The following is a 24,698-nucleotide window of genomic DNA, read 5'->3' on the forward strand; positions in this document are numbered from 1 at the left end:
CAACATCGGGATCATTCTATTCGACACAAGCGCAGCACTCCGATCCAGGTGACCCCGTTTCCAACCCGAGTTTGACGGATCACACACCTCGCAGCGAGTCCTTCGGCGCTATGACCGAGATAGCTTTTTCAGCGTGCCTCAGCGTGCCGCCGTCTGGGACTTGAGACCCTGGCCGACCAAGAAGGTTTCGGCCGACTTGTCGCGGGAGGCTTTGGGCTTGATCGGCTTGACGATGCGAAAGTGGCGCTTGAAGAGCTCGACGAGTTGGCTGTACCCACTGCCGTGAAAGACCTTGCAGACAAGTGCACCATTTTGGTGCAGATGGGCGCAAGCAAATTCCACCGCCAGCTCGACCAGGTGGGCCACACGGGCCGCGTCGGACACGGCAATTCCCGACAGGTTGGGCGCCATGTCAGAGATCACGAGGTCCACGGGACGGCCAGCGACCGCCGCTTCCAGTTCGGCCAACACCGCTTCCTCACGAAAATCTCCCCGGATGAAGCGCACCCCCTCGATGGGCTCCATGTCGAGCAGGTCCAGGGCAATGATCTGCCCATTCAGCGCGCCGGCCGCGGCTCCGCCGCCGACGGCGTCGCGCGGGGCGAAGCGCCGCCGCACGTACTGACTCCAGGCCCCCGGCGCGGCTCCCAGATCGACCACCAGTTGGCCCGGTCGAATCAGCCCCAAGGTCTCATCGATCTCTTTGAGTTTGTAGGCCGCGCGCGATCGATAGCCCTCTTTCTGGGCCAGTTTCACGTAAGGATCGGTCAGGTGGTCGTGCAACCACGCCCGGTTGACCTTCTTGCTCTTGGTTTTGATGTTCATGAGCCGACGATAATAGGCAGATGTCCGCGATCACACTCACTGCGGCCCAGCGCAAGGAAAAGCGCGCCGAGGCCCATCATCTCGACCCCGTCGTCCTGATCGGCGCCGAGGGTCTCACCGACGCCGTCCTGAAGGAAACCGACGCCGCCCTCAAGGCCCACGGCCTGATCAAAGTGCGCGTTTTTTCCGACGACCGGCAAGTCCGCGAGGACATGCTCGCACAGCTCAGCGACCGTCTGGGCGCCGCCCCCATCCAACACATCGGCAAGCTGCTGGTGCTGTGGCGCCCGATCCCGCCCAAAGAAAAACCCGTGGACGAGGATCGTAAACCCGGCCCCAAGGTGGTCAAGGTGATCAAGTACTCCAAGCGCGGGGGGCAACGCCCCGAGGTGAAGAAGGTCACGATTCTGGGCAACCAGCGCCTGACCCAAGGTGGCACGGTCAAGCGGGCCAAGAAACGCATCGTCAGTCGCAAAAAGCGCGCCCTCGAGTCCTGAGTCCCGGAGGCGCCGCGGCGTCCCGGTCAGGGGCGCGCGGCCACGGCGGTGGCGCGCCAGGCCAGGGCCAGCAACGCGAATCCCTTGAGGACGAACAAGGCCAACGAGGCCCCATGCAGGGCCGCAAACGACCAGGCGCCCTGCCCGGCCCGCGCGGCTTCCATCATGGGCTGTAACGCGAAATAGCCCGCGACGGTGCAAAACAGGGCCATCAATGCCAGCCCCAGTTCCAGGCTGAAGTGCGAGCCGGCCTGCTGTTTGGCACACCGGCGCGCCAGCAGGATCAGCACCACGGCCAAGGCCAAACTGGCATGGGCCTCGATGGCGAATATCCGCGCCACGTAGCGCCCGGCCTGGGCGCGCTCGAGCACCGCAAATGCCGAGGGCGCGGCCACGGAGCCGATGGTCAGCACGGCTCCAGCCCACAGGCCGGCGACCCAGGCCATCCAACGCCGCAGCATCACGGGTCCTCCGATCGATCAGATGTAGCGAACCTCGACGATCTCGTATCGCTTGATGCCGCCGGGCGCCTGCACCTCGGCCACGTCCCCCGCTTCCTTGCCAATGAGCGCCCGCGCGATGGGCGAACTGATGGAAATGAGGCCCTGCTTGAGGTCGGCTTCGTCGTCGCCGACGATCTGATAGGTCACGGTCTCGCCGGATTCCTCTTCCTCGAGGTCCACGGTCGAGCCGAAGACCACCCGACCGCCCGCGTCGAGCGCCGCCGGATCGATGATCTGGGCCACGGCGAGCTTGCTTTCGATCTCTTGGATGCGGCCCTCGATGAAGCCCTGCTTGTCCTTGGCCGCGTCATACTCGGCATTCTCAGACAGATCGCCTTGCGCGCGGGCCTCCGCGATCGCATGGATCACGGCCGGACGTTCCACGGATTTCAGGCGCGCGAGTTCGGCCTTGAGCTTCTCGGCGCCTCGTTTGGTCAGCGGAATGGTGGCCATAGGGTCTACTCTCTCACATGGTCAAAGCGCCCGATCCCCAAGCGGTGGCCGCTCGAGAACGGTAGCGCAGGTCAGCAAAAAATCAGCCGCCGCCGATTCCCGCAGGGGACGGTCGGCGGCGGCCTGGGTTCAGAAGATGGAAATCAGTGTAGCGTCTTGTGCAATTCTTGCACGGAATAAACGACCAGATCGTCCTGGTGTTTCATCGCCTCCACTGCAGCCTCGCAACCGGCCATGGTCGTGTAGTAGGTCACACGGTTGGCTAAGGCTGCCGTGCGGATATAGCGTGAGTCTGCAATGGCCGTGCGCGTTTCATCGACCGTGGTGAACACGAGTTGGATCTCGCCGGCTTTGATCATGTCGGCGATGTGCGGACGCCCCTCCTTGACCTTGTTGACCACCCGCACCGGAATGCCGGCCGCAGCGATGGCCGCAGCCGTGCCCCGCGTGGCCACGAGTTGGAAGCCCAGCGCATGCAGCTGGCGAGCCACATCCACCGCCCTGGCCTTGTCGGCGTCCTTCACCGTCAGGCACACCGTGCCGCTGGTGGGCAGACGCGAGCCGGCGGCCAATTGGCTCTTGAGCATCGCCTCGCCAAAGGTCTTGCCCACGCCCATCACCTCACCAGTGGATCGCATCTCGGGCCCCAGCACCGGATCGACCCCGGGGAATTTGTTGAACGGGAAGACCGCTTCCTTCACGGAGAAATACGCCGGGATCACCTCGCGCGGCGGACGTCCGCCCAAGCCCTGTTGATCCTTCAGCTTGCGCCCGGCCATGCAGCGCGCGGCGATCTTGGCCAGGGGTTGACCAGTGGCCTTGGACACATACGGCACGGTGCGCGAAGCCCGCGGGTTGACCTCCAGCACATAGACCGTGGCCTCCTCCCCTTCGCCTTGGATGGCGAACTGCACATTCATCAGACCCACCACCTTCAGGGCTTGAGCCAGGAGGGTGGTCTGACGCCGCAGCTCGTCTTGCAGGCCGGGCGACAGCGTGTACGGCGGCAAGGAGCAAGCCGAATCACCAGAATGCACGCCGGCCTGCTCGATGTGTTCCATGATGCCGCCAATCATCACCGACTCGCCGTCGGCGACACAATCCACATCGACTTCGATGGCATCGTCGAGGAAGCGGTCGAGCAACACCGGCGACTTCTCACTCACCCGCACGGCCTCGCGCATGTAGCGCTCCAGATCCTTGTCGCCATGCACGATCTCCATCGCCCGACCACCCAACACATAGCTGGGACGCACCACCAGCGGGTAACCGATTTCCCGCGCCATCTGCAAGGCCTGCTCCTCGGTGCGGGCCGTGCGGTTGGGCGGCTGCTTCAGTCCCAAGGTGTGCAGCAACTGCTGAAAGCGTTCGCGGTCTTCGGCGATGTCGATGCTGTCGGGACTGGTGCCGATGATGGGCACGCCTTGGGCCTCCAGATCGAGCGCCAGCTTCAGCGGGGTCTGTCCGCCGTATTGCACGATCACCCCGACGGGCTTTTCTTTCTCGACGATCTCCAACACGTCTTCCAAGGTCACCGGCTCGAAGTACAGACGGTCGGAGGTGTCGTAGTCGGTGGACACGGTCTCGGGGTTGCAGTTGACCATGATGGTCTCGTACCCGTCTTCACGCATGGCCAGCGCCGCATGGACACAGCAGTAGTCGAACTCGATGCCCTGACCGATGCGGTTGGGCCCACCGCCCAGCACCATGATCTTCTTCCGGTTCGAGGGGTCGGCTTCGCACTCCTCGTCATAGGTGGAATACATGTAAGCCGTCTGCGTGGCGAACTCGGCCGCGCAGGTGTCCACACGCTTGTAAACCGGGCGGATGCCCAAAGCGTGGCGGGCCTGCCGCACGGCATGCTGGTCGGTCCCCAGCAAGCGGGCCAGCCGCTTGTCAGAAAAGCCTTTGCGCTTGAGGAAACGCAACTCCTCGGCCGTCAGGCTGGGCAAGGTGCGCCCAGCCAAGCCAGATTCAATACGAACGAGCTCCTCGATCTGCGCAAGAAACCAGGGATCGATGGACGTTTCCTCGTGCACCTCGGCCAAGCTCATGCCGATACGAAAGGCATCGGCCACGTACAGAATGCGCTCAGGACCGGGCTCACCGATCTCTTGCACGATCTCCTCACGGTCGGTGCTGCGTTCGGTCAGGCCATCAATGCCGGTTTCCAGTCCGCGCAAGGCCTTCTGGAAGCTTTCCTGGAAGGTGCGCCCCATGGCCATGACCTCGCCCACCGACTTCATCTGGGTGGTCAAATGGGGATCGGCCTCACGGAATTTCTCGAAGGCAAAGCGCGGGATCTTGGTGACGACGTAATCGATGCTGGGCTCGAAGCTCGCGGGCGTGGCGCCACCGGTGATCTCGTTACGCAGCTCGTCCAGCGTGTAGCCGACGGCCAACTTGGCCGCCACCTTGGCGATCGGAAAGCCCGTGGCCTTGGACGCCAGGGCCGATGAACGCGACACACGCGGGTTCATCTCGATCACGATCATGCGCCCGTTGTTCGGGTTGATCGCAAACTGCACGTTGGAGCCGCCGGTATCCACGCCGATCTCGCGCAAGATGGCGATCGAGGCGTTGCGCATCAGCTGGTATTCCTTGTCCGTCAGCGTTTGCGCAGGCGCCACGGTGATGGAGTCCCCCGTATGAATGCCCATCGGGTCGAGGTTCTCGATCGAGCACACGATGATGCAGTTGTCGGCGCGGTCGCGCACGACCTCCATCTCGTACTCCTTCCAGCCGATCAGCGATTCCTCGATGAGCAGCTCGTTGGTCGGCGACAAGTCCAACCCACGCTTGCAGATCTCCTCGAACTCTTCCGGGTTGTAGGCAATGCCACCGCCCGTGCCACCCAGCGTGAAGCTGGGCCGGATCACCATCGGGAAGCCCGAGCCCCCGATCTCCGCCTGGATGCGCTTTTGCACGGCCCAGGCCTCTTCCATCGAATGCGCGATGCCCGACTTGGCTGAATCCAGGCCGATCTTGGTCATCGCTTCCTTGAACTTCAGCCGGTCCTCGGCCTTCTCGATCGCATGCTCGTTGGCGCCGATCATCTCGACACCATACTTCGCCAGCACGCCATGGCGATGCAAGTCGAGCGCGCAGTTCAGCGCGGTCTGTCCCCCCATGGTGGGCAGGATGGCATCTGGCCGCTCCTTGGCGATGATGCGCTCGACGACCTGCCACGTGATGGGCTCGATGTAGGTCACATCGGCCATGTCCGGGTCGGTCATGATGGTCGCAGGATTGCTGTTGACCAAGATGACCTTGTAGCCCTCCTGACGCAACGCTTTGCACGCCTGGGCGCCGGAGTAGTCGAACTCGCAGGCTTGGCCGATGATGATCGGGCCCGCGCCGATGATGAGGATGCTTTGGATGTCTGTGCGCTTAGGCATTCTTGTTCTCCATCAGCGACACAAACCGGTCGAAGAGATAGCCAATGTCATGGGGTCCGGGAGAAGCTTCCGGGTGGCCTTGGAAACAAAAAGCGGGCCTGTCGGTGCGGGCCAGGCCCTGCAGCGTGCCGTCGAAAAGGCTCACATGGGTGGGGCGCAGATTGGCCGGCAGGGTCTTTTCGTCCACCGCAAAGCCATGGTTCTGACTGGTGATGCTCACGCGCCCGCTGTCCAGGTCCTTCACGGGGTGGTTGGCCCCGTGATGACCGAATTTCATCTTGAACGTGCGCGCCCCCGAGGCCAGCGCCATGATCTGGTGGCCCAGGCAGATCCCAAAGGTTGGAATGCCCGTGTCGATCAACTCACGTGCCGCCGCAATCGCATAGTCGCAGGGCTGCGGGTCGCCAGGCCCGTTGGACAAGAAGATGCCATCGGGACGCAGCGCCAAAGCCTCTTGGGCTGACGTGCGAGCCGGCACCACGGTGATCTTGCATCCACGCTGGGCCAACATGCGCAGGATGTTGCGCTTGACGCCGAAGTCATAGGCCACGACATGGAAGCGCGGCGCCGCCACGGTGCCATAGCCACGCCCCAGACGCCATTCGGTTTGCGTCCACTCGTAGGGCGCACTGACGCTCACCACCTGCGCCAGATCCTGTCCGGCCATGCTGGGCGCAGCCTTGGCTTTGGACACCGCCTCCTCGACATGCGCTTGCGTGAGGGGCTGCCCGGCCGGCAGGGCCAGAATGCAACCGTTTTGGGCGCCCGTGGTCCGCAAGATCCGAGTCAGGCGTCGAGTATCGATGTCGGCGATGGCCACCGTGCCTTCGTCGACCAGGTATTGCGACAGCGAGCGAGTTTGACGGAAGTTCGATGCCAGGACCGGCAGGTCCTTGATGATGAGGCCGGCGGCATGGACTTTCGACGCCTCGACATCCTCATCGTTGACGCCCACGTTGCCAATGTGCGGATACGTCAACGTGACGATCTGCCGGCAGTAACTGGGGTCGGTGAGGATTTCTTGGTAGCCGGTGAGCGCGGTGTTGAACACCACTTCACCGACCGTATGACCGGGCGAGCCGATCGAGGTGCCACGAAAGACCGTGCCGTCTGCGAGTGCTAAGAGAGCTTGGGGCAGTTGCGGCAGCACGGGGTTCTCCGGTGTTGTGCGCGCCCAGCGCTACGCCTCCAGCAGGCGTCCGGTCAGGATTCGGCGGGAAGTTTCGCGAGGGCGGGGGATGGTTGCAGGTAAACCTATCGATTATATCCTGCCGACCTTCCCGCCGCAGAGCCACGAAGAAGGATCACTGAAGGGTGGCCGGGGCCTTCACCCAGGGCAACCGCCCCTCGACGGCCGACGGGCTGGCCGCCCCCGCCCCGTGACGCGCCTCCGACTCGCAGCGGGCTTGCCAGCGCTGGCACAAGCCCCACAACACGGTTCTGAAGTTCGGGTTCAACAAGGGGTGCTCGCACAACGCCGCAAGGTTCTCACTGATCTTGCGCGCCAACAAGGGCCGGTGAGCCGGGCAAGCCGCCGGATCAGAGTAGCCGGTCATCAAGGCCAAGCTGGCCGCCAGCAAGCCCTCGGCGCACGGCAGCTCGTGCTCCTCCTCGTGCATCGAGACGGGGCTCAGGACATCGGGCTTCATGAGGTCTCCGGTGGGTCGATGCAAGCATATTAATGCGAACGATTCTCGTTTGCAAATCATTGGACAAATGCGGATGAGAATGCGAACGCCTGTCGCACGCACACGCAGCCCGAAGGGATCTCCAGGGATATGGCGTCACTCCTTCGGGCACCAAGGAGGATGGCCGCACAATGGAGTGTCGGTCGATCGTCCCCGACCCACGTTCAACAACACTAGGAGAGCCCCATGAAAGGTGATGCCAAAGTCATCGAGTACCTCAATGCCCAGCTCAAAAACGAGCTGACGGCCATCAACCAGTATTTCCTGCATTACCGCATGCTCAAGCACTGGGGCCTGGACAAGCTCGCGAAGAAGGAATACGAGGAATCGATCGGGGAGATGAAGCATGCCGACCGCTTGATCGACCGTATCCTCATGCTCGATGGTCTGCCCAACCTGCAGGATCTGGGCAAGCTGCTGGTGGGGGAAGACGTGGTGGAGATTCTGAACTGCGATCTCCAGCTCGAAACGGCGGCGCAATCCACCATCAAAGAGGCGATTGCCCACTGTGAGTCCGTGCGTGATTACGTGTCGCGCGACCTGCTGCAGGACATCCTGGACGACACCGAGGAGCACATCGACTTCCTGGAGACCCAGATCGAACTGGTGGGCAAAGTCGGGGTGCAAAACTACCTGCAGTCCCAGATGGGCGAGGTCTCCTGAGCAAGTGCTCCCGAATCAGCGCGGCCGCCTGGGCCACAGGCGGCCGGTGCGCTGCATGTAAGCCCGGTAGTCGTCGCCGAACACGTCGAGCATCAGCGCTTCTTCTCGGGGAACTCGCAAGGCATACAGCAGCCCGAACGCCAGCACCCCAAACGCGCCGGCCAGCCAGTTGTGCACTAGCAAGGGTTGCGCCAGAGCAAAGATCCAGATCGAGGCGTACATGGGGTGACGCACCCGAGCGTACACCCCTTGGGTGACCAGGCGATGTTCTTCATGCACTTCCAGCGAGGGCGACCAATGTCGCCCCAGGTCGGCGTGCGCCCGATGAAAATAAATCAGCGACGCCACCATCATCGCCGTGCCGACCCAGGGCGCCCAGTGCGGCAAGCGATAGTTCAGCGCATCGAACCATGGCGTGGCCAGCGCCAGCATGGGCAAGCACAGCAGCCCCAGAAACACCAGGAACATCAGCCACTGCTCGCGTCGATCCACTCGCTGCAGGCGCACCCGGTTGACCCGATTGGCCTGTACGTGCGGCCAACGAATGGCCGCCTGAACCAGCGAAGCCACCGCCCACACCAGTTCGTACCAACGCCAATCGTCGCCACGGCGCCAACAATAAGCCCCCACGACCAAGACGAACAGAACCACTGGAAACCAAAACCGCAACCGGTCGCCGTACACACCGGACGTCGCGTTCGACCGCTGAGCGGCCGAGGCTGCTTCGATGGGTTTCACGGCCGCGCCTCCATCATGGCCCCCCAACGGGGGCATACAGACAGAACGGGCCCACAGAGGCTGGTCCGAGTCGAACGCATGACGTCTACAGGAAGAGATCCAGTGCTGCGCGCAGCATGGGCACACGCTGCCCTGCGCAGTATCGAGGCAGCTTTGGGCCGTGCGCTTCCCCCAGAGGGGGGAAATCCCGTGCGGATTGGCAACCAAATGAAAGTCGCACGCCGTGCCGACCCGTACACATTCCGGACCTCAGCCGACTTGTAGTACGAATCATTCTTATTTATACTGATCCCAGTTCCAACCATGCCAAGGGCTCCGAGATGATCGTCTGTGTGTGCCGCCGGGTTTCCGACCGCGACATCGTGCATGCCGCGCATCGAGGCTGCGGGTCCCTCGAAGACCTGCAAATGGAGCTTGGCGTCGCAACTTGCTGCGGCCGCTGCGCCGATTGTGCTGCCTCGGTCTTGCGCGCCGCTCAAACGCACCCGGCCCAAGCCGCAGCCGCCTCGGTGATGGCCCCGGCCCTGGCGCTGGCCTGAGCCCACCCCATGGACTGGTTATTGAGTCTGCTGATCGTCGCCGCAGCGGCTTGGTGGGCTCTTGCCTGCTGAATCCCTGCTGCTCGGCGACCCGTTCACCATACAGGATGAGCGTCCACGCACAAAGGCCTGAGACATGAAACCGACCCTGAGTCTGCCTCGCCCGTCGACCGCACGCCTGCCCAAGCCGCCCCAGGAGCCCGAAGTCTTGGGGCAGGAGATCACCCTGCCCAGCAGCCGCCTGCTCCAGGGACGCAAATCAATCCAAATCGAACACAACGGCGCGCTGTATCAATTGCGCGCCACCAAGTTCGGCAAACTCATCCTGACCAAATAGAAGCGCCTCGGCCACGTCAGCCGAGGGCTTTTCTTCAGCCGATGAGGGCCGCAATGCCGGCACGGGCGATTTGTGCGTCTTCGGTGGATTTCACTCCACTGACCCCCACGGCCCCGACGCACTGCCCCTCCACCATGATAGGCACTCCTCCTTCGAGCAGACCATGCAACGTGGGCGCACTCAGGAACGCGGTGCGCCCCTGGTTGATGATGTCTTCGTAGACCTTGCTCTCACGCCGCCCCAGCGCGGCCGCATGAGCCTTGGCCGGTGCGATATGGGCCGAGATCGGCGCAGCACCATCCAAGCGCTGCAACCACAACAGGTGTCCGCCGTCGTCCACGATGGCGATCGACACGGCCCAATGGTGGGCCAGTGCTTCGGCCTCGGCGGCCTGGGCAATTTTCTTCACGTCTTCGAGCGTCAGCTGATATTTCTGTTGCATGGATGGTCCTTGGGAAGGAATCTGGCGACACCACGCCGCCCAGGCACAAGCCTACTCCAGAGTCGAGGCCGTCCGCGGCAGGGAGCTCAGCGTGCCCGGATCGTCGGGCATCCCAAGCACGGGTTGCACCGCAGATGGGAACCGTCTCGAACGGCTCGATGACCCAGGGTTTGCATGCGGCCTACACGGGGTGGACCGTCAGGACCGAGCCGCGCCATCCCGTGCTGCGCAACGCCTGGGGGATTGCTTGCGCTGTCCAGGGCCCCGCAGGGATCAGCCCCGCTCGAACACAGCCACGCTCTCGACGTGGGCCGTGTGAGGAAACATGTTGACCACGCCAGCGGCGGCGCAACGGTAGCCAGCCTGGTGCACCAACAGGCCGGCATCGCGGGCCAGCGTGGCAGGGTTGCATGACACGTAGACGATGCGCTGCGGAGGCTGGAAGTCTGGAGCCGACTGCGGACATTGGTGCCACTCGGCCAGGGCCTTGCTCAGTGCGAGTGCGCCTTCGCGGGGAGGATCGATCAGCCACTTCTGCGCCGACCCGTATCGCGCCAGGTCGGCCACCTCGAACTCGAACAGGTTGCGCGCCTCGAAGCGGGCCCGCCCATCCAGACCGTTGTGCCGCGCATTCTCACGCGAGCGTTGCACCAGGGTTTCGCTGCCTTCGATGCCCAAGACCTCGCGGGCTTGGCGCGCCAGCGGCAGCGTGAAATTGCCCAAGCCGCAGAACCAGTCGATGACTCGCTCATGCGGCTGAACATCCAGTAAACGCACGGCCCGCCCCACCAGCACGCGGTTGATGTGGTGATTGACCTGGGTGAAATCGGTCGGCCGAAACGGCATCTCGATCCCGAACTCCGGCAGTCGGTAGGCCAGCGGAACCTCGGCCGGGTCCAACAGATGGACGCTGTCGGGCCCTTTGGGCTGCAGCCACCACTGGATGCGATGCTCACGCGCGAAGTCCCGCAGCCGAGCCAGGTCGTGTTCGTCCAGCGGTTCGAGATGGCGCAACACCAAAGCAGTGACGCTGTGATCGACCGTGTCACCGACGGCGACCTCGATCTGCGGCAGGCGATCGCGCGAGTGCATGGCCGCGATCAGTTCGCGCAGGGGCTCCAGCAAGGCGCTGACATGCGGCGGCAGGATCTCGCAACGGCGCATATCGGCCACGTAACTGGACTTGCGCTCGTGAAAGCCCACGAGCACCCCGCCTTTCTTGGGCACGTGACGCACCGACAAGCGGGCACGGTAGCGATATCCCCAGGAAGGGCCTTCGATCGGCCGCAGCACCAAGTCCGGCCGCACCTTGCCCAAATGCCACAAGTTGTCTTCCAGTACCCTTTGCTTGACGGCCACCTGGGCGGTCACGTGGAAATGCTGCATCTTGCAGCCACCGCAGATGCCGAAATGAGGGCAGCGCGGCTGCACACGCTGCGGGCTTTGACGGCGCCAGGCCGTCACGGTGGCTTGCTCCCACTGATGCTTGCGGCGCAGCACCTTGACCTGGACTTCCTCCCCCGGCAAAGCGCCTTCGACGAACACGACCTTGCCCTGCGCATCGTGCGCCACGCCCTGCGCTTCGAGATCGAGGGACTCGATGCGCAGCCATTCATTCACTTCACTCATGACGCGGATTATCCCGCGGCCGCCGCCGACGCCGGATCGTCAAAAGATCGAATCGCGGTCCACGCCCTGCCGCATCATGCGACGCTTGAGTTTGACCAGCGCCTCCTGCTGGATCTGTCGGATGCGCTCGCGCGTGAGGCCCAGACGCTCGGCCAGCACCTCCAAGGTCTCGGGGTCGCGGTCATGCAAGCCATAACGGCCCGTCAGCACCTCGCGTTCCCGCTCGCTGAGGTCTTGCAGCCAAGTGTCGAGCAGCTGCTCGACTTCATGGTGCAACGCCAGCCCCATCGGATCGGTGGCTTGCTCGTCGGCCACCATGTCGATCATCGATTCGGTCGCGTCACGCTCCAACGGGGCATCGAGGGAGGTCGGCGTCTCCGCAAGCTTGAGCAGCTCGGCCACCTCTTGCACGGGTCGCCCCAACAGCGCCGCGACGTCTTCGACTCGGACAGGGCGATCCCCGTCGCCCAGGCGATCTTGGTGGGCTTCGATTTGCCGGCGTGCCTTGAGCACTTGATTGAGGTCGCGCACGACATGCACCGGCAAGCGCACCAGACGGGCCTGGTGCATGATGGCGCGCTCGATGCTCTGGCGGATCCACCAGGACGCGTAGGTGGAAAAGCGGAACCCCCGCTCCGGTTCGAACTTGCCGATGGCGTGCATGAGTCCGAGGTTGCCTTCCTCGATCAGATCGGTCATCGGCAGGCCGCGACCGAGGTAATTCTTGGCAATGCTCACCACCAGGCGCAGGTTGTGCTCGATCATCGCCTGGCGAGCCTGGAAGTCCCCTTCGCGGGCACGGGTGGCGGTGGCAAATTCCTCTTCCGGGCTCAGCAGCGGAGTACGGCGGATCTCGCGCAGGTAGCTCTGCAAGGTGTTGCCCACCTCGGACTCGCCGACCTCGAACTCACGGTCGGCCAGGCCCTCGGCCGAAGGCGAGCCCTCGACGGGCAGATCATGGATGGGCGGGATGTCGTCTGCGCGCGCACCGTCTTCCCCTTCGCCTCCAGGTTCGGCATGTCCGTTGGACTCGACACGCTTCCTGGTCATGGGGCCATCTCCGACAGGCGGGGCGATGTCTTCAGCGCGGTGGCAAATAGCGAGCCGGATCGACCGGCTTGCCTTCCTTGCGAATCTCGAAGTGGAGCTTCACCCGATCGGCATCGGTGGAGCCCATCTCGGCGATCTTCTGGCCACGCCGCACGGTTTGGTCTTCCTTGACGAGCAAGGCCTGGTTGTGCGCATAGGCCGTGAGGTAGCTGTTGCTGTGTTTGACGATCACGAGGTTGCCGTAGCCACGCAGCCCCGAGCCCGCATACACCACTTTGCCATCGGCCGCTGCGAACACCGGATCGCCAGGCTTGCCGGCAATGCCCAAGCCCTTGTTGCGCGTCTCGTCAAAGCCTGCGATGACCGACCCGGCGGCCGGCCAGGTCCACAGGATGTCGTCGACTTCACGCGCCTGCCCCGAAGCCACCGGCGCCGCAGCAGGCTGCGGCGGACTGGAGGGGGCCGGTGCGGACGTCGCACTGGGCGGTGCCGAGGCCGCCGCCGCAGCGCGCGCCTCCAAGGGGCGAGATTCGACCCGCGCCACGCCGACCGGCTTGGTGGAAGCCACCGTCGCATCGGCCGTCGGCGGCACCACGCGCAAGACTTGCCCGACCTCGAGAACGTTGGGGTTCTCGAGTTGATTCCACTGCATGATGTCGCGCCAGCTCTGGCCGGTCTCCAGGCCCACGCGGATCAAAGTGTCGCCAGGCTTGACGGTGTAGTAACCCGGTTGACCGGCATGGGGATGGGCCGCCGGCGCGGCCGGCGTCGCCTGGCCATTGGGAGATGATGGTGCTGCGCCGACAGAGCCGGTGAGATTGCGCTCTTCGACCGGCGCCCGATGCAGAGGCGAGGCGCAGGCGGACAACAGCACCGCTGCCGCGACGCACGTGCTCCATACCCTCCATGAACGGCCTGCGAGGCGGAAATTCATGACTTCCTTTTCGAGTGTTCAGGTCGTGCCTGATTTTAAGGGGACGAAGTGAACGGGCTCGTGCTCCGTGCGCACATAACGCCCGTCACGATGCTCGATCAACACCAGGACCTGGCCGCCCGCAGGGGTGAGCATCGGAGCCACCAAACGGCCGCCAGGGGCCAGTTGGTCGAGCCAGGCCTGAGGCAGTTGCGCACCACCGGCGGCGGCAATGATGCCGTCATAAGGAGCATTCGGGGCGTGCCCGAGCATGCCATCACCATACACCAGGCGCAGATTGTGATGCCGCAAAGGGGCCAGGAGTTCACGGGCTTTGTCGTGCAGCGGCCGCAAGCGCTCGATCGAGACGACTTGACGCGCCAGCAGACTGAGCACCGCCGCCTGATAACCGCAGCCGGTGCCGATTTCGAGCACCCGACCGAGACTCTGCGGTGAACGCCCCCCCATCATCAGCTCGATCATGCGCGCCACGACGGAAGGTTTGGAGATGGTTTGTTGCAAACCGATCGGCAAGCTGGTGTCTTCGTAGGCCTGGTTGGCCAGGGCCGAATCGACGAACCGGTGCCGTGGCACCTGCAGCATGGCCGCCAGCACATGCTCGTCGCGCACTCCTTGAGCCCGCAAGCGCTCGACCATGCGACGGCGCACCAGGTCGGAGTCCAGCCCCAGCCCCACCGGCACGGCCTGGCGGCGCTGATCCAGCGCCGCGGCCCGCACGGGCCCTTGCGGGCGCAGCAAACCATCGGCCGCACGGGGAGCCGGAGCATGGCCGCGGCTCAGCCGATCCAGACTGAGCGGGAAATGGCGCGGCCGCCTCATCCGCCCTCCGCCAGCCACTGGCGCCACGCCGGCGCTGCCGCATGGTCGGTCAGGTCGAACTGCAGGGGTGTGATCGAAACCCGCCCTTGCGCGATGGCATGGAAATCGGTGCCCTCACCGGCCTCACGTGCGTCGCCGGCCGGCCCGATCCAGTAGATCGGCTCACCACGAGGATTGGTCTGCCGAATGACCCCCGCACTGGCATGACGGCGCCCAAGGCGGCAGATTTCGCGGCCGGTCAGCGCTTCATAGGGACGGTTGGGAATGTTCACGCTGAGCAGATAAGGGCCAGACGTCATCGGGCGCGTCAGCGCTTGCTGCACCAACTCCCGAGCCACACGGGCGGCCGTCCCCAAGTGATGCCAACCCTTGTCCACCAGGGAAAACGCAATGGCCGGAATCCCAAACAGATAGCCCTCCATGGCCGCAGCGACGGTGCCGGAATACAAGGTGTCCTCGCCCATGTTCGCGCCGTTGTTGATGCCCGAGACGACCAGATCGGGCCGCTGTGACAAGATGCCCGTCAGGGCGACATGCACGCAGTCCGAGGGGGTGCCATTGACCACGTGATAGCCCTGGGAGGACATGAACACGCTCAACGGGCGGTGGATCGTCAGCGCATTGGATGTCGCACTGGCGTTTTGCTCGGGAGCCACCACATGGATCTCACCCAGATCCCGGCAGGCCTCGACCAGGGCCTGCAGCCCCGGGGCGAGGTAGCCGTCGTCATTGGCAATCAAGATGCGCATGGCAGGCATTGTAGGGACACGTCACGTCGGTGACGCGTTGGGCAGGCTTGCATGCTTATCATGGATCATGACAGCGCCCTTGCGACAACAACTTGCGACAAGCGCCCTGCGCACCCTCGAGGAGACACGACATGCATGCCTGGATTTGCGACAACCCCATCGGCCCGCAAGCCCTCACCTGGAAAGAAGTGCCCACCCCTGAACCCAAGAAGGGAGAAGTCCGGGTGGCGATCCGAGCAGCCAGCTTGAACTTTCCGGATCTGTTGATCGTACAAAACAAGTACCAGGTCAAGCCCCCCGTGCCTTTCGTGCCGGGCTCGGAATTTTCCGGCGTGGTCGATGCGGTGGGCGAAGGCGTCACGCAACTTCGGCCTGGCGATGCCGTGGCCGCCTTCGGGGGCCTGGGCGGCTTCGGCACCCATGCCTGCGTACCGGCCTCGCTCGTCATGCCCTTGCCGCCTGGCTTCAGTTTTCCCGATGCGGCCGCTTTCTTGTGCACGTACGGCACCAGCCATCACGCGCTGATGGATCGCGCTGCACTGCGAGCGGGCGAAACGGTGCTGGTGCTGGGTGCGGCCGGCGGCGTGGGCACGGCGGCCATCCAGATCGCCAAGGCCGCCGGAGCCCGCGTGATCGCAGCGGCGTCGTCGGACGAGAAATGCGCGCTATGCCGTGAGATTGGCGCCGATGCCACGATCAATTACGGCACGGCCAACTTGCGCGAGGAAATCAAGACCCTCACCGGGGGGCAGGGCCCCGATGTGATCTACGACCCTGTGGGCGGCGACTTGGCAGAGCCCGCCTTCCGCTCCATCGGCTGGCGCGGGCGCTATCTGGTCATCGGCTTCGCGCAGGGCACCATCCCGTCCCTGCCTCTGAACCTGGCGTTGCTCAAAGGGGCCTCCATCGTGGGCGTGTTCTGGGGAGAGTTCGCACGCCGCGAGCCTGCCCGCAATGCCCAAGCGCTGGCCGAGCTTGCGACGTGGTATGCCCAGGGGAAAATCCGTCCGGTGATCGAGCACCAGCTGCCCATGACCGAACTGCCCCGAGCCTTCGAGTTGATGGCAGCCAGGCAGGTGCGAGGCAAGCTGGTGCTGACCAACGCGGGCTGACCCTTCATCCGAGGGTGGGGCGGCGCGCGCGCCTGGGCTACCATGGCGTCCGTTCATTCGCCTGCATGTGCGTGCCATGGCCATCCCTGTGCTGATCGTCGAAGACAACCCGATGACGCGGAGCTTTCTGGCTCGGGTGGTGCGCGACAGTTTCAGCGATGCGCTGGACATCCGCGAGGCAGGCGACCTTCACGCCGCACACCATGCGTTGTCGCAAGAGGGAAACGACGTCGGTCTGGTGCTGATCAGCCTGGAACTGCCCGACGGCAGCGGTTTGGATCTGTTGGGCGAGATCGCCGGACATCCGGCCCTGAAGGTCGTGACCACCCTGTATGCGGATGACGAGCATCTCTTCCCGGCCCTGCAACTCGGCGCCGACGGCTACCTCCTCAAAGAAGACCGTTTCGAGGTCCTGGTCGAGGAGTTGCAACGCATCGTGCGTGGCCAGCCGCCGCTGTCACCGGCGATTGCGCGGCGGCTGCTCAGCCACTTCCGCGAAACCGGCTTCAGTCACTCCCAGTTCGGGGATTCCGGTCGCCCCCCGCTGGATGGGCCGCCAACCGCACCGGACGGTGAAAGCCTGACGCCCCGTGAGAACGAGGTGCTCACTTATCTCAGCAAAGGCTTCACGGTCAAAGAAATCGCCGGGTTGATGGGAATCCGCTGGTTATCGGTGAACGACCACATCAAGTCGATCTATCGCAAGCTCAAACTGAGCACCCAGCCCAAAGCCGGCATGGCCTGAGCCGCAGGCGGGCCCCGGCGGGGCAGCGGCCCGTCAAGCCCTCGGGCGCTTCGACTCAGGCCCTTAGAATGCCGCCCCGATGAAACCCGCCAGCTCCCCTCCCCCCTTCGAAACCTCGGACGAGGCCAGCCCGGTCCTGCGGCCCGGGGTGCGCAGCTATGTCAAGCGCGGCGGCCGCACCACCGAGGCTCAGGCACGCGCGCTGGCCACCTGGGGCCCGCGCTTCATGCTGCCCTACCGTCCAGAGCCGCTGGATCTGGCCGCCACGTTCGGGCGAGCCGCCCCGACCGTGTTGGAAATCGGCTTCGGCATGGGGGAAGCCACGGCCCAGATCGCCCAAACCCTGCCGCACACGAACTTTCTCGGCTGTGAGGTGCACGAGCCCGGCGTGGGCGCGCTGCTCAAGCGCATCGGCGAGCTCGGGCTGGACAATGTCCGCATCGTGCAACACGATGCCATCGAAGTGCTCCAGCACATGATCGCCCCGGGCAGCCTGGCCGGCGTGCATGTGTTCTTCCCCGACCCTTGGCACAAAAAACGGCACCACAAACGCCGGCTCATTCAGCCCCCTCTGGTGGCGCTGTTGGCCTCGCGATTGACCAGCGGCGGCTACGTGCATTGCGCCACGGACTGGCAGCCCTATGCCGAGCAGATGTTGGAGGTGCTCAGTGCCGAACCCACCCTGCGCAACACGGCACAGACCTACGCCGAGCGCCCCGCCTATCGACCGATGACCAAGTTCGAGCAACGCGGCTTGCGCCTGGGCCATGGCGTGTGGGATTTGGTGTTCACCCGGCTGTGAAGCCACCGCGCCCAGCGCCCACCCTCACGCCCGCCACTCCACCCAGCCCGCCCAGGCAGTCACCAGCACGAGCATGCCAAAGGCAATGCGGTACCAGGCGAACATGACGAAGCTGTGACGCGCGACGAAGTGCAGCAACCAGCGCACGCACAGCCAGGCCGACAGCCACGACACCGCCAAGCCCACGGCGAACCAGGGCCCATCGGAGGCCGACAGCAGATGCCGGTGCCGCACGAGGTCATAGACGGCCGCCCCCACGATCATCGGGATGGCGAGGAAGAAACTGAACTCCGTGGCCGCCTTGCGCGACAGGCCCAGCAACATGCCGCCGATGATGGTGGCCCCGGATCGGCTGGTCCCCGGAATGAGCGCCAGGCACTGTACCAGTCCGACCTTCAGAGCATCGCGCCAGCCCACTTGATCGGCCTCGTGGATGAGCACATGGCGCCCATCGTGCTGCCGGCGTTCGGCCCACAGGATGATGATGCCGCCCACGATGAAGCCCAGCGCCACGACGATCGGGTTGAACAGCAGCCCCTTGATGAGATCGGCCAACATCACCCCCATCAGGGCAGCTGGCGCAAACCCCAAGAGCATGTTGATGAAGAAACGCCGAGCCTGTGCCTCGCCTCGCGGCAGGCCCAAGACCACCTCACGCAGCTTGGAGGCATAGACCGAACACACCGCCAGGATCGCGCCGACTTGGATCACGACTTCGAAGACTTTGATCTTCTCCCCGGTCCACCCCAACAAGGAGCCAGTGAGGATCAGGTGTCCTGTGGACGAAATCGGCAAAAACTCCGTCAGTCCCTCGACAAGGCCCATCAGGGCCGCTTTCCACCACAGTTCGAACTCCAAGACCGATCCTTTGCTCCAAGACCCGCGATCGGGCAGGCCGGCATCATAGCGGCGCCCAGTGCACAACCGAAGCCCTCTGGGAAGGCCGCTGCGGCTTGACCCACCGGCTCCGGGGGGCTACATTACTGACTCAAGAGTCAGTATTTCCGCCATGCCCAGATCCACGCCAGGGGAACACGCCCCGGCCGAACCGATCCGCAAACGCCGCAAGGAAGCACGCCCGCAGGAGCTGCTGGATGCAGCCCTGGAGGTTTTCGTCGAACGGGGGTTTGCGGCAAGCAAGATGGAAGACGTCGCCAGTCGCGCCGGCGTGTCCAAGGGCACCGTCTACCTTTATTACCCCAGCAAGGTGGAATTGCTCAAGGCCGTGATCCGCCACAACTTGTCGCTGTCGATCGCCCAAGGCGGCGACATCGCGGCCCAGTTCAGCGGCCCCACCGATGAGTTGCTGCGTGTGCTCGCGTTGGGGTGGTGGGAGCGGGTCGGAGAGACGCAGGCCTCGGGCATCTTCAAACTCATCATCACCGAGATGCGCAACTTCCCCGAGTTCTCGGAGTTCTACACCGCTGAGGTGATCGAGCCGGGGCGGCGCTTGCTCAAGGCCGTGTTGCAGCGGGGCATCGATCGCGGGGAATTCCGCCCCGTGCCGCTGGAGGACACCGCGCATGCCCTGATCTTCCCGATGCTCATGCTGTGTCTGCACAAGCACTCGATCGCTGCCTGCTCTGGAGACATCGCCACACAAGATCCTCGGGCCTTCATCCTCAATCACATCGACCTGATGCTGCACGGCCTGCGTCGCCCCACCGCTTCGTCTTGATGCGAGTCCACCGATGAACCACCACATCCGGCGCACTTTGCCTTGGTTGATTCTGGGTCTGCTGCTGCTGGGCCTGGTCTTGGGCGTGATCCGCGCGGTCAAAGCGCGCCAGGCTCTCGCTCCTGCGGCTGCGACGGTCGTGTCTTTGGTGGAACTGGCCCCAACCGACCTGGTGAAGGTGCAACGCCAGGACATGAGCCGGCGCATCGCGATCTCCGGCACCCTCAAGGCCGTGCACACCGCGCAGGTCAAGGCCAAGGTCGCCGGCGAGTTGCGATCGCTCGAGGTCCGGGAGGGCGAAGCGGTACGTGCAGGTCAAGTGTTGGGACGCATCGACCCCACCGAATATGCCGCTCGGCTGCGGCAAGCGTTGGAGCAAGCCGCCTCCGCGCAAGCGCAACTCGACATCGCCGAGCGCACCTTGGCCAACAACCGAGCGCTGGCCGACCAGGGTTTCATCTCGCGCAACGCGCTGGAGACCTCGATGCTCAATGCCGCGGCGGCCCGCGCCGCGGTGCAGCAGGCGCAGGCCGGTGTGGATCTGGCTCGCAAGGCGCTGGACGACACCGTGCTGCGCGCGCCGATCGCGGGCCAGGTGTCGATGCGCAGCGCCCAACCCGGCGAGCGCGTCGGTGTGGAGGCCCGCATCGTCGAAATCGTCGATCTTTCGCGCTTGGAGTTGGAAGCCGCCGTGCGCGCCGACGAAGTCGTCGAGCTGCGTGTGGGCGCTCGGGCGCGCTTGCGCGTGGATGGTCTGAGCGAATCCATAGAGGCCACCGTGGCGCGCATCAACCCCAGCACGCAAGCCGGTACCCGGGCCGTGCCGGTCTATCTGGCCGTGCAAGCCCATCCGGCGCTGCGGCATGGCATGTTCGCCACCGGCCATATCGAGTGGGCCTCGAGGCAGGCGCTGGCCGTGCCGGAGTCGGCGGTCCGACACGACCAGGGTCGATCCTTCGTCCTGGTGTTGCACGAGGGCCGCATCGAGCGGCGCGACGTGCTCGTGGGCGAATCAGGGTCGACCGCCGACGGCCAGCGAATCGTGGAGATCCGCTCCGGCTTGAGCGAAGACGAACAGGTGTTGTCCGCTTCGGTGGGCGCCGTGCGCGAGGGCGTGCGCGCGCGCTTGACCGCCTTGGACCCTCTCCAGCAACGCTGAGGCACGGCCCCCTGTATGTGGTTCACCCGCGTCTCGATCGCCAACCCCGTCATGGCCACGATGGTCATGCTGGCCTTCGTCGTCTTGGGCCTGTTCTCTTATCAAAGGCTCAAGGTCGACCAATTCCCTGACATCGAGTTTCCCATCGTCGTGGTTCAGGTCGACTATCCAGGCGCCTCGCCTGAGATCGTCGAGACCGAGGTGACACGCAAGGTCGAGGAGGCCGTCAACTCGATCGCCGGCATCAAAAAGCTGTACTCGCGCTCCTATGACAGCCGCTCGGTGGTCATCATCGAGTTCAACCTCGATGTGGACGACCGTCGTGCCGCTGACGATGTGCGTGAGAAGCTCTCCATCCTGCGCCCGTCGCTGCGCGAGGAGGTCGAAGAGCCGCGTGTGCTGCGCTTCGACCCCTCGGCCCGCCCCGTCTACATCCTCGCCCTGACCTCTCCAGACGGCTCGCGCAGCGCGCTGGAGCTGAGCACTTACGCGGACCAGACGTTGAAGAAGCGCCTGGAAAACGTGCCCGGGGTGGGCTCGGTGTCGCTGGTGGGCGAAGTTCGCCGAGAGGTCAATATTTACCTGCGCCCGCAAGCCATGGAAGCGCTGGGGGTGACCGTGGATCAGGTGCTCAATGCAGTGCGCACCGACAACCGCGACTTGCCGGCCGGCGCCTTGCGTTCGCGCGAGTCCGAACGAGTGGTTCAGATCACCGCGCGCATCCAACGGCCCGAGGATTTCGCCCGCATCATCGTGGCGCGTCGCGGCCCAGGCGGCAGCGTGCCGGTCACTTTGGGCCAAGTCGCCGATATCGTTGATGGCCCTCAAGAACTCGAAACTTTGGCGCTGTACAACGGGCAACGAACCCTGGCGCTGACCGTGCTGAAGGCGCAAGGAGAAAACACCATCGAAGTGGTCGATGGACTGAACCGCGTGGTGAACGAGCTGCGCGGCGAGCTGCCCCAGGGCATGGCCCTGGAGGTGGTCACCGACAGCTCACGGCCAATCCGCGTGGCGGTCAAAAACGTGCGTCAGACGCTGATCGAAGGCGCGGTGCTCACGGTGGCCATCGTTTTTCTCTTCCTGAATTCTTGGCGCTCCACCGTCATCACCGGCCTGACGTTGCCGATCGCGCTGATCGGCACCTTCGGTGTGATGCACGCCTTCGGCTTTTCGATCAACATGGTTACCCTGATGGCGCTGAGTCTGTGCGTGGGTCTGCTGATCGACGATGCCATCGTGGTGCGCGAGAACATCGTGCGGCACATGCAGATGGGCAAGGGGCCGCGCGAGGCGGCGCTGGACGGCACCAACGAAATCGGCTTGGCCGTGCTGGCGACCACCTTGTCCATCGTGGCCGTCTTCCTGCCCATTGGCTTCATGGGCGGCATCATCGGCAAGTTCTTCCACGAGTTCGGCATCACGATGGTGGCCGCCGTGCTGATCTCGATGTTCGTGAGCTTCACCCTGGACCCGATGCTGTCCAGCGTGTGGCACGACCCGGCGGTCATGCGCCGCGACGATGGACCGAAAAGCCTGTATGACCGCACCCTGGGCCGGCTGACCGCAGCGATGGATCGCTTCTCGCATGGGCTTGGTGAGGCCTACCAGCGGATCTTGGCCTGGTCGCTGCGGCACAAGGCAGCCACGATGGGCATTGCCGCAGCCAGCTTGGTCCTGAGCTTTGCGCTGGTGCCTTTGCTGGGCACCGAGTTCGTGCCGAAGGCCGACTTTGGCGACACCAATGTGAGCTTCTACACGCCCGCCGGCTCGTCACTGGAGGCCACCGAGGCCAAGGCGCGGCAAGTCGATGCGATCTTGCGTGAGTTCCCTGAGGTACGTTACACGGTGGCCACCATCAACACCGGCTCGGCGCCGGACAAGAACCAGGCCAACCTCTTCGTGAGGTTGGTCGATCGCCACCAGCGTGAACGCAACGTCGACCAAATGTCGGTGCCGCTGCGAGAACGTTTGGCATCGGTGCCTGGCATCACCGTGACCCATGTGGGCTTGCTCGATGCCGTCGGCGGACAAAAACCCATCTCGCTGTCGTTGCAAGGCAACGACTTGCAGGAGCTGCAGCGTCAAACACAAGCCTTGCTCGAACGTTTGCGCACCATCCCGGGCCTGGTGGACTTGGACACCAGCATGAAGCCCAACAAGCCCACGGTGAACGTGCAGGTGCGCCGCGAAGCGGCCTCCGACCTGGGCTTAAGCGTGGGGGCGATCACCTCGACCTTGCGAGCCCTGGTGGCCGGGCAAACCGTGGGCAACTGGCGCGCCGAAGACGACGAGATCTATGATGTGAAGGTCCGGCTGGCGCCACAGGCGCGGCAGCAAGCCGACGATCTGGCCGCCTTGGGCTTGACCGTGGGTCAGAACGCCGATGGCAGTGCCCGCATCGTGCGTTTGGCGCAAGTGGCCGACCTCGTGCCCTCGGTGGGTCCGAGCCAGATCAACCGTCGCGATCTTCGCCGCGAGGTCGAGATCACCGCGAACGTGTCGGGACGCTCACTGGGCGAAGTGTCGGCCGACATCCGGCGCGCCATCGAGTCCATGGCGTTGCCAGCGGGCTACCGGATCAACTTCGGCGGCTCCACGCGCGACATGCAGGAATCCTTCTCGTACGCACTGTCGGCGCTGGGCCTGGCCGTGATCTTCATCTACATGATCCTGGCCTCGCAGTTCAAGAGCTTCGTGCAGCCCATCGCGCTGATGTCCTCACTGCCGCTCACGCTCATTGGCGTGGTGCTCATCTTGCTGATGTTCGGCTCGACGCTGAACATGTTCTCCATCATCGGCGTCATCATGCTGATGGGCTTGGTCACCAAGAACGCGATTTTGTTGGTGGACTTCGCCAACCGGGCGCGCTCAGGCCATGGCGCCGAAGGACTGGAAGGTCGCCGACTCGACCGCGAGGACGCCCTGATGATGGCCGCGCGCGTGCGCCTGCGCCCGATCTTGATGACCACACTGGCCATGGTCTTCGGCATGGTGCCGCTGGCCTTCGCCTTGTCCGAAGGCGCCGAGCAACGCGCCCCGATGGGCCAAGCGGTGATCGGCGGGGTGGTCACGTCCTCCTTGCTCACCCTGGTCGTCGTGCCCGTCATTTACTGCTATCTCGACGATCTGGCCGCTTGGATCCGCCGCAAGCTTGGCCGCTCCCCACTGCCCGAGGAGGCCAGCGCCAACGCAGTGCCGAAATAAAATCCGGACCTTCCCTAGCCTCGTCCCGGACAAGGACCCGTCCATGAACATCGAACAAGCCCGCTTCAACATGATCGAACAGCAGATCCGCCCCTGGGAGGTGCTGGATCCGTCGGTGCTGTCCTTGCTGTCGGTGGTGCGCCGCGAGGACTTCGTGCCAGCCGCTTATCGCTCCCTGGCGTTCGTCGACATGGAAGTGCCTCTGCTGGAAGGCGGAGCGCGGGGCATGTGCATGCTACAGCCCAAGGTCGAAGCCCGGCTGCTGCAGGAATTGGCTCTGGGTAAGCACGAGAAGGTCCTGGAGATCGGCGCTGGCTCGGGCTACATGGCCGCCTTGCTGGCCCACAAGGCCCAGCGCGTGCTGACGCTGGAAATCCATCCCGAGCTGGCCCGCATGGCCGCCGAGAATCTGCGCCGCGCGGCCATCCACAACGTCGAGGTCCGCCATGGTGACGGATCCAAGCTCACGTTGGCCGAGGGGCCTTTCGACGCGATCTTGGCTTCGGGCTCGGTGGCCCAAGTGCCGCAACAGCTGCTGTCACAGCTCAAGATCGGCGGCCGGCTCGCCGCCATCGTCGGCCATGAGCCCGTGATGCGCGCGGTCATCGTCACGCGCACCGGCGAACACGAGTTCCGCAGTGTCGAGGTCTTCGACACCGTGGCTCCCCGTCTGCAAGGCTTCGACGAGCCATCCCGGTTCCGCTTCTGACCCCTGCAACGAGAAGGACCTT

General features: G+C 64.4%; 25 protein-coding genes. 11 read left to right on the top strand and 14 right to left on the bottom strand.

The window, feature by feature from the left end; genetic code table 11:
• Positions 1-138: 138 nt before the first annotated feature.
• Positions 139-825 carry an RlmE family RNA methyltransferase gene (locus CTA01S_RS03575; protein ID WP_062192281.1) on the bottom strand — a complete coding sequence of 229 codons (687 nt, stop codon included), beginning with the start codon at positions 823-825 and terminating at the stop codon, positions 139-141.
• 20 nt (positions 826-845) lie between these two features.
• On the opposite strand from CTA01S_RS03575, the gene CTA01S_RS03580 reads away from it, so the two are divergent.
• The gene (locus tag CTA01S_RS03580) at positions 846-1,322 is read left to right on the top strand and encodes a YhbY family RNA-binding protein (protein WP_062192285.1); all 477 of its coding nucleotides are present in this window, start codon (positions 846-848) and stop codon (positions 1,320-1,322) included.
• A gap of 26 nt (positions 1,323-1,348) precedes the next feature.
• On the opposite strand, the gene CTA01S_RS03585 is transcribed toward CTA01S_RS03580, so the two are convergent.
• The 5 genes from CTA01S_RS03585 to CTA01S_RS03605 all read right to left on the bottom strand — a co-directional run bounded on the left by CTA01S_RS03585 (position 1,349) and on the right by CTA01S_RS03605 (position 7,325).
• Positions 1,349-1,783 carry a DUF4149 domain-containing protein gene (locus CTA01S_RS03585; protein WP_019559298.1) on the bottom strand — a complete coding sequence of 145 codons (435 nt, stop codon included), beginning with the start codon at positions 1,781-1,783 and terminating at the stop codon, positions 1,349-1,351.
• Positions 1,784-1,801: 18 nt separating this feature from the next.
• Positions 1,802-2,278 (bottom strand): transcription elongation factor GreA, encoded by a 477-nt coding sequence (gene greA / locus CTA01S_RS03590; protein ID WP_019559297.1) that lies wholly within the window; start codon positions 2,276-2,278, stop codon positions 1,802-1,804.
• A 143-nt stretch (positions 2,279-2,421) separates the two neighbouring features.
• Positions 2,422-5,676, bottom strand: a complete 3,255-nt coding sequence (gene carB, locus CTA01S_RS03595; protein ID WP_062192289.1) for a carbamoyl-phosphate synthase large subunit — start codon at positions 5,674-5,676, stop codon at positions 2,422-2,424.
• The gene (gene carA, locus CTA01S_RS03600; protein WP_062192293.1) at positions 5,669-6,826 is read right to left on the bottom strand and encodes a glutamine-hydrolyzing carbamoyl-phosphate synthase small subunit; all 1,158 of its coding nucleotides are present in this window, start codon (positions 6,824-6,826) and stop codon (positions 5,669-5,671) included. Before carA ends, carB begins: the two co-directional genes overlap by 8 nt.
• A gap of 154 nt (positions 6,827-6,980) precedes the next feature.
• Positions 6,981-7,325, bottom strand: coding sequence for a hypothetical protein (locus CTA01S_RS03605; RefSeq protein WP_062192297.1), 345 nt, complete (start codon positions 7,323-7,325; stop codon positions 6,981-6,983).
• 225 nt (positions 7,326-7,550) lie between these two features.
• On the opposite strand from CTA01S_RS03605, the gene bfr reads away from it, so the two are divergent.
• A complete protein-coding gene (gene bfr, locus CTA01S_RS03610) occupies positions 7,551-8,027 on the top strand; it encodes a bacterioferritin (protein WP_019559293.1) in 477 nt (158 codons plus the stop codon).
• A gap of 15 nt (positions 8,028-8,042) precedes the next feature.
• On the opposite strand, the gene CTA01S_RS03615 is transcribed toward bfr, so the two are convergent.
• Positions 8,043-8,765 carry a protein-S-isoprenylcysteine O-methyltransferase gene (locus CTA01S_RS03615; protein ID WP_019559292.1) on the bottom strand — a complete coding sequence of 241 codons (723 nt, stop codon included), beginning with the start codon at positions 8,763-8,765 and terminating at the stop codon, positions 8,043-8,045.
• Between the two features lie 320 nt (positions 8,766-9,085).
• On the opposite strand from CTA01S_RS03615, the gene CTA01S_RS03620 reads away from it, so the two are divergent.
• Both CTA01S_RS03620 and hemP read left to right on the top strand, forming a co-directional pair.
• Positions 9,086-9,304 (top strand): (2Fe-2S)-binding protein, encoded by a 219-nt coding sequence (locus tag CTA01S_RS03620; RefSeq protein ID WP_019559291.1) that lies wholly within the window; start codon positions 9,086-9,088, stop codon positions 9,302-9,304.
• A gap of 136 nt (positions 9,305-9,440) precedes the next feature.
• On the top strand, positions 9,441-9,641 hold the full coding sequence (hemP, locus tag CTA01S_RS03625; protein ID WP_062192304.1) for a hemin uptake protein HemP: 201 nt from the start codon (positions 9,441-9,443) through the stop codon (positions 9,639-9,641).
• A 34-nt stretch (positions 9,642-9,675) separates the two neighbouring features.
• On the opposite strand, the gene CTA01S_RS03630 is transcribed toward hemP, so the two are convergent.
• The 6 genes from CTA01S_RS03630 to surE form a co-directional block, all read right to left on the bottom strand.
• Positions 9,676-10,083, bottom strand: coding sequence for a heme-binding protein (locus tag CTA01S_RS03630; RefSeq protein WP_019559289.1), 408 nt, complete (start codon positions 10,081-10,083; stop codon positions 9,676-9,678).
• A 273-nt stretch (positions 10,084-10,356) separates the two neighbouring features.
• On the bottom strand, positions 10,357-11,712 hold the full coding sequence (gene rlmD / locus CTA01S_RS03635) for a 23S rRNA (uracil(1939)-C(5))-methyltransferase RlmD (protein WP_062192308.1): 1,356 nt from the start codon (positions 11,710-11,712) through the stop codon (positions 10,357-10,359).
• 39 nt (positions 11,713-11,751) lie between these two features.
• The gene (rpoS, locus tag CTA01S_RS03640; RefSeq protein ID WP_062192313.1) at positions 11,752-12,762 is read right to left on the bottom strand and encodes an RNA polymerase sigma factor RpoS; all 1,011 of its coding nucleotides are present in this window, start codon (positions 12,760-12,762) and stop codon (positions 11,752-11,754) included.
• A 31-nt stretch (positions 12,763-12,793) separates the two neighbouring features.
• Positions 12,794-13,696, bottom strand: coding sequence for a peptidoglycan DD-metalloendopeptidase family protein (locus CTA01S_RS03645; protein WP_062192317.1), 903 nt, complete (start codon positions 13,694-13,696; stop codon positions 12,794-12,796).
• 18 nt (positions 13,697-13,714) lie between these two features.
• Positions 13,715-14,515 (bottom strand): protein-L-isoaspartate(D-aspartate) O-methyltransferase, encoded by an 801-nt coding sequence (locus CTA01S_RS03650; protein WP_062192636.1) that lies wholly within the window; start codon positions 14,513-14,515, stop codon positions 13,715-13,717.
• On the bottom strand, positions 14,512-15,264 hold the full coding sequence (surE, locus tag CTA01S_RS03655) for a 5'/3'-nucleotidase SurE (protein ID WP_062192321.1): 753 nt from the start codon (positions 15,262-15,264) through the stop codon (positions 14,512-14,514). Before surE ends, CTA01S_RS03650 begins: the two co-directional genes overlap by 4 nt.
• 131 nt (positions 15,265-15,395) lie before the next feature.
• Here surE and CTA01S_RS03660 point away from each other — a divergent pair, with 131 nt between their 5' ends.
• The 3 genes from CTA01S_RS03660 (at position 15,396) to trmB (ending at position 17,923) form a co-directional block, all read left to right on the top strand.
• Complete coding sequence (locus CTA01S_RS03660) at positions 15,396-16,376, top strand: NADPH:quinone oxidoreductase family protein (RefSeq protein WP_019559283.1); 981 nt, start codon at positions 15,396-15,398, stop codon at positions 16,374-16,376.
• A gap of 76 nt (positions 16,377-16,452) precedes the next feature.
• Positions 16,453-17,121 (top strand): response regulator, encoded by a 669-nt coding sequence (locus CTA01S_RS03665; RefSeq protein ID WP_019559282.1) that lies wholly within the window; start codon positions 16,453-16,455, stop codon positions 17,119-17,121.
• Positions 17,122-17,200: 79 nt separating this feature from the next.
• Positions 17,201-17,923 (top strand): tRNA (guanosine(46)-N7)-methyltransferase TrmB, encoded by a 723-nt coding sequence (gene trmB, locus CTA01S_RS03670; protein WP_062192324.1) that lies wholly within the window; start codon positions 17,201-17,203, stop codon positions 17,921-17,923.
• Positions 17,924-17,947: 24 nt separating this feature from the next.
• Here the strand turns inward: trmB and CTA01S_RS03675 are convergent, their stop codons facing one another.
• Positions 17,948-18,781, bottom strand: a complete 834-nt coding sequence (locus CTA01S_RS03675; RefSeq protein ID WP_062192329.1) for an undecaprenyl-diphosphate phosphatase — start codon at positions 18,779-18,781, stop codon at positions 17,948-17,950.
• Positions 18,782-18,932: 151 nt separating this feature from the next.
• Here CTA01S_RS03675 and CTA01S_RS03680 point away from each other — a divergent pair, with 151 nt between their 5' ends.
• The 4 genes from CTA01S_RS03680 to CTA01S_RS03695 are packed head-to-tail and all read left to right on the top strand — an operon-like array spanning position 18,933 to position 24,676.
• Positions 18,933-19,601 (top strand): TetR/AcrR family transcriptional regulator, encoded by a 669-nt coding sequence (locus tag CTA01S_RS03680; protein ID WP_019559279.1) that lies wholly within the window; start codon positions 18,933-18,935, stop codon positions 19,599-19,601.
• A gap of 13 nt (positions 19,602-19,614) precedes the next feature.
• Positions 19,615-20,760, top strand: coding sequence for an efflux RND transporter periplasmic adaptor subunit (locus CTA01S_RS03685; RefSeq protein ID WP_062192332.1), 1,146 nt, complete (start codon positions 19,615-19,617; stop codon positions 20,758-20,760).
• A gap of 15 nt (positions 20,761-20,775) precedes the next feature.
• Positions 20,776-23,967 (top strand): efflux RND transporter permease subunit, encoded by a 3,192-nt coding sequence (locus tag CTA01S_RS03690; protein ID WP_062192337.1) that lies wholly within the window; start codon positions 20,776-20,778, stop codon positions 23,965-23,967.
• 43 nt (positions 23,968-24,010) lie between these two features.
• Complete coding sequence (locus CTA01S_RS03695) at positions 24,011-24,676, top strand: protein-L-isoaspartate O-methyltransferase family protein (RefSeq protein ID WP_019559276.1); 666 nt, start codon at positions 24,011-24,013, stop codon at positions 24,674-24,676.
• Positions 24,677-24,698: the final 22 nt, after the last annotated feature.

This window comes from Caldimonas taiwanensis NBRC 104434, from assembly GCF_001592165.1.
Taxonomy (GTDB): domain Bacteria; phylum Pseudomonadota; class Gammaproteobacteria; order Burkholderiales; family Burkholderiaceae_C; genus Caldimonas; species Caldimonas manganoxidans.

Coding starts and splice junctions, on each gene's coding strand:
- CTA01S_RS03575 (WP_062192281.1), bottom strand. CDS start 825: ATGAACATCAAAACCAAGAGCAAGAAGGTCAACCGGGCGTGGTTGCAC.
- CTA01S_RS03580 (WP_062192285.1), top strand. CDS start 846: ATGTCCGCGATCACACTCACTGCGGCCCAGCGCAAGGAAAAGCGCGCC.
- CTA01S_RS03585 (WP_019559298.1), bottom strand. CDS start 1,783: ATGCTGCGGCGTTGGATGGCCTGGGTCGCCGGCCTGTGGGCTGGAGCC.
- greA (WP_019559297.1), bottom strand. CDS start 2,278: ATGGCCACCATTCCGCTGACCAAACGAGGCGCCGAGAAGCTCAAGGCC.
- carB (WP_062192289.1), bottom strand. CDS start 5,676: ATGCCTAAGCGCACAGACATCCAAAGCATCCTCATCATCGGCGCGGGC.
- CTA01S_RS03605 (WP_062192297.1), bottom strand. CDS start 7,325: ATGAAGCCCGATGTCCTGAGCCCCGTCTCGATGCACGAGGAGGAGCAC.
- bfr (WP_019559293.1), top strand. CDS start 7,551: ATGAAAGGTGATGCCAAAGTCATCGAGTACCTCAATGCCCAGCTCAAA.
- CTA01S_RS03620 (WP_019559291.1), top strand. CDS start 9,086: ATGATCGTCTGTGTGTGCCGCCGGGTTTCCGACCGCGACATCGTGCAT.
- hemP (WP_062192304.1), top strand. CDS start 9,441: ATGAAACCGACCCTGAGTCTGCCTCGCCCGTCGACCGCACGCCTGCCC.
- CTA01S_RS03630 (WP_019559289.1), bottom strand. CDS start 10,083: ATGCAACAGAAATATCAGCTGACGCTCGAAGACGTGAAGAAAATTGCC.
- rlmD (WP_062192308.1), bottom strand. CDS start 11,712: ATGAGTGAAGTGAATGAATGGCTGCGCATCGAGTCCCTCGATCTCGAA.
- rpoS (WP_062192313.1), bottom strand. CDS start 12,762: ATGACCAGGAAGCGTGTCGAGTCCAACGGACATGCCGAACCTGGAGGC.
- CTA01S_RS03645 (WP_062192317.1), bottom strand. CDS start 13,696: ATGAATTTCCGCCTCGCAGGCCGTTCATGGAGGGTATGGAGCACGTGC.
- CTA01S_RS03650 (WP_062192636.1), bottom strand. CDS start 14,515: ATGAGGCGGCCGCGCCATTTCCCGCTCAGTCTGGATCGGCTGAGCCGC.
- surE (WP_062192321.1), bottom strand. CDS start 15,264: ATGCGCATCTTGATTGCCAATGACGACGGCTACCTCGCCCCGGGGCTG.
- CTA01S_RS03660 (WP_019559283.1), top strand. CDS start 15,396: ATGCATGCCTGGATTTGCGACAACCCCATCGGCCCGCAAGCCCTCACC.
- CTA01S_RS03665 (WP_019559282.1), top strand. CDS start 16,453: ATGGCCATCCCTGTGCTGATCGTCGAAGACAACCCGATGACGCGGAGC.
- trmB (WP_062192324.1), top strand. CDS start 17,201: ATGAAACCCGCCAGCTCCCCTCCCCCCTTCGAAACCTCGGACGAGGCC.
- CTA01S_RS03680 (WP_019559279.1), top strand. CDS start 18,933: ATGCCCAGATCCACGCCAGGGGAACACGCCCCGGCCGAACCGATCCGC.
- CTA01S_RS03685 (WP_062192332.1), top strand. CDS start 19,615: ATGAACCACCACATCCGGCGCACTTTGCCTTGGTTGATTCTGGGTCTG.
- CTA01S_RS03690 (WP_062192337.1), top strand. CDS start 20,776: ATGTGGTTCACCCGCGTCTCGATCGCCAACCCCGTCATGGCCACGATG.
- CTA01S_RS03695 (WP_019559276.1), top strand. CDS start 24,011: ATGAACATCGAACAAGCCCGCTTCAACATGATCGAACAGCAGATCCGC.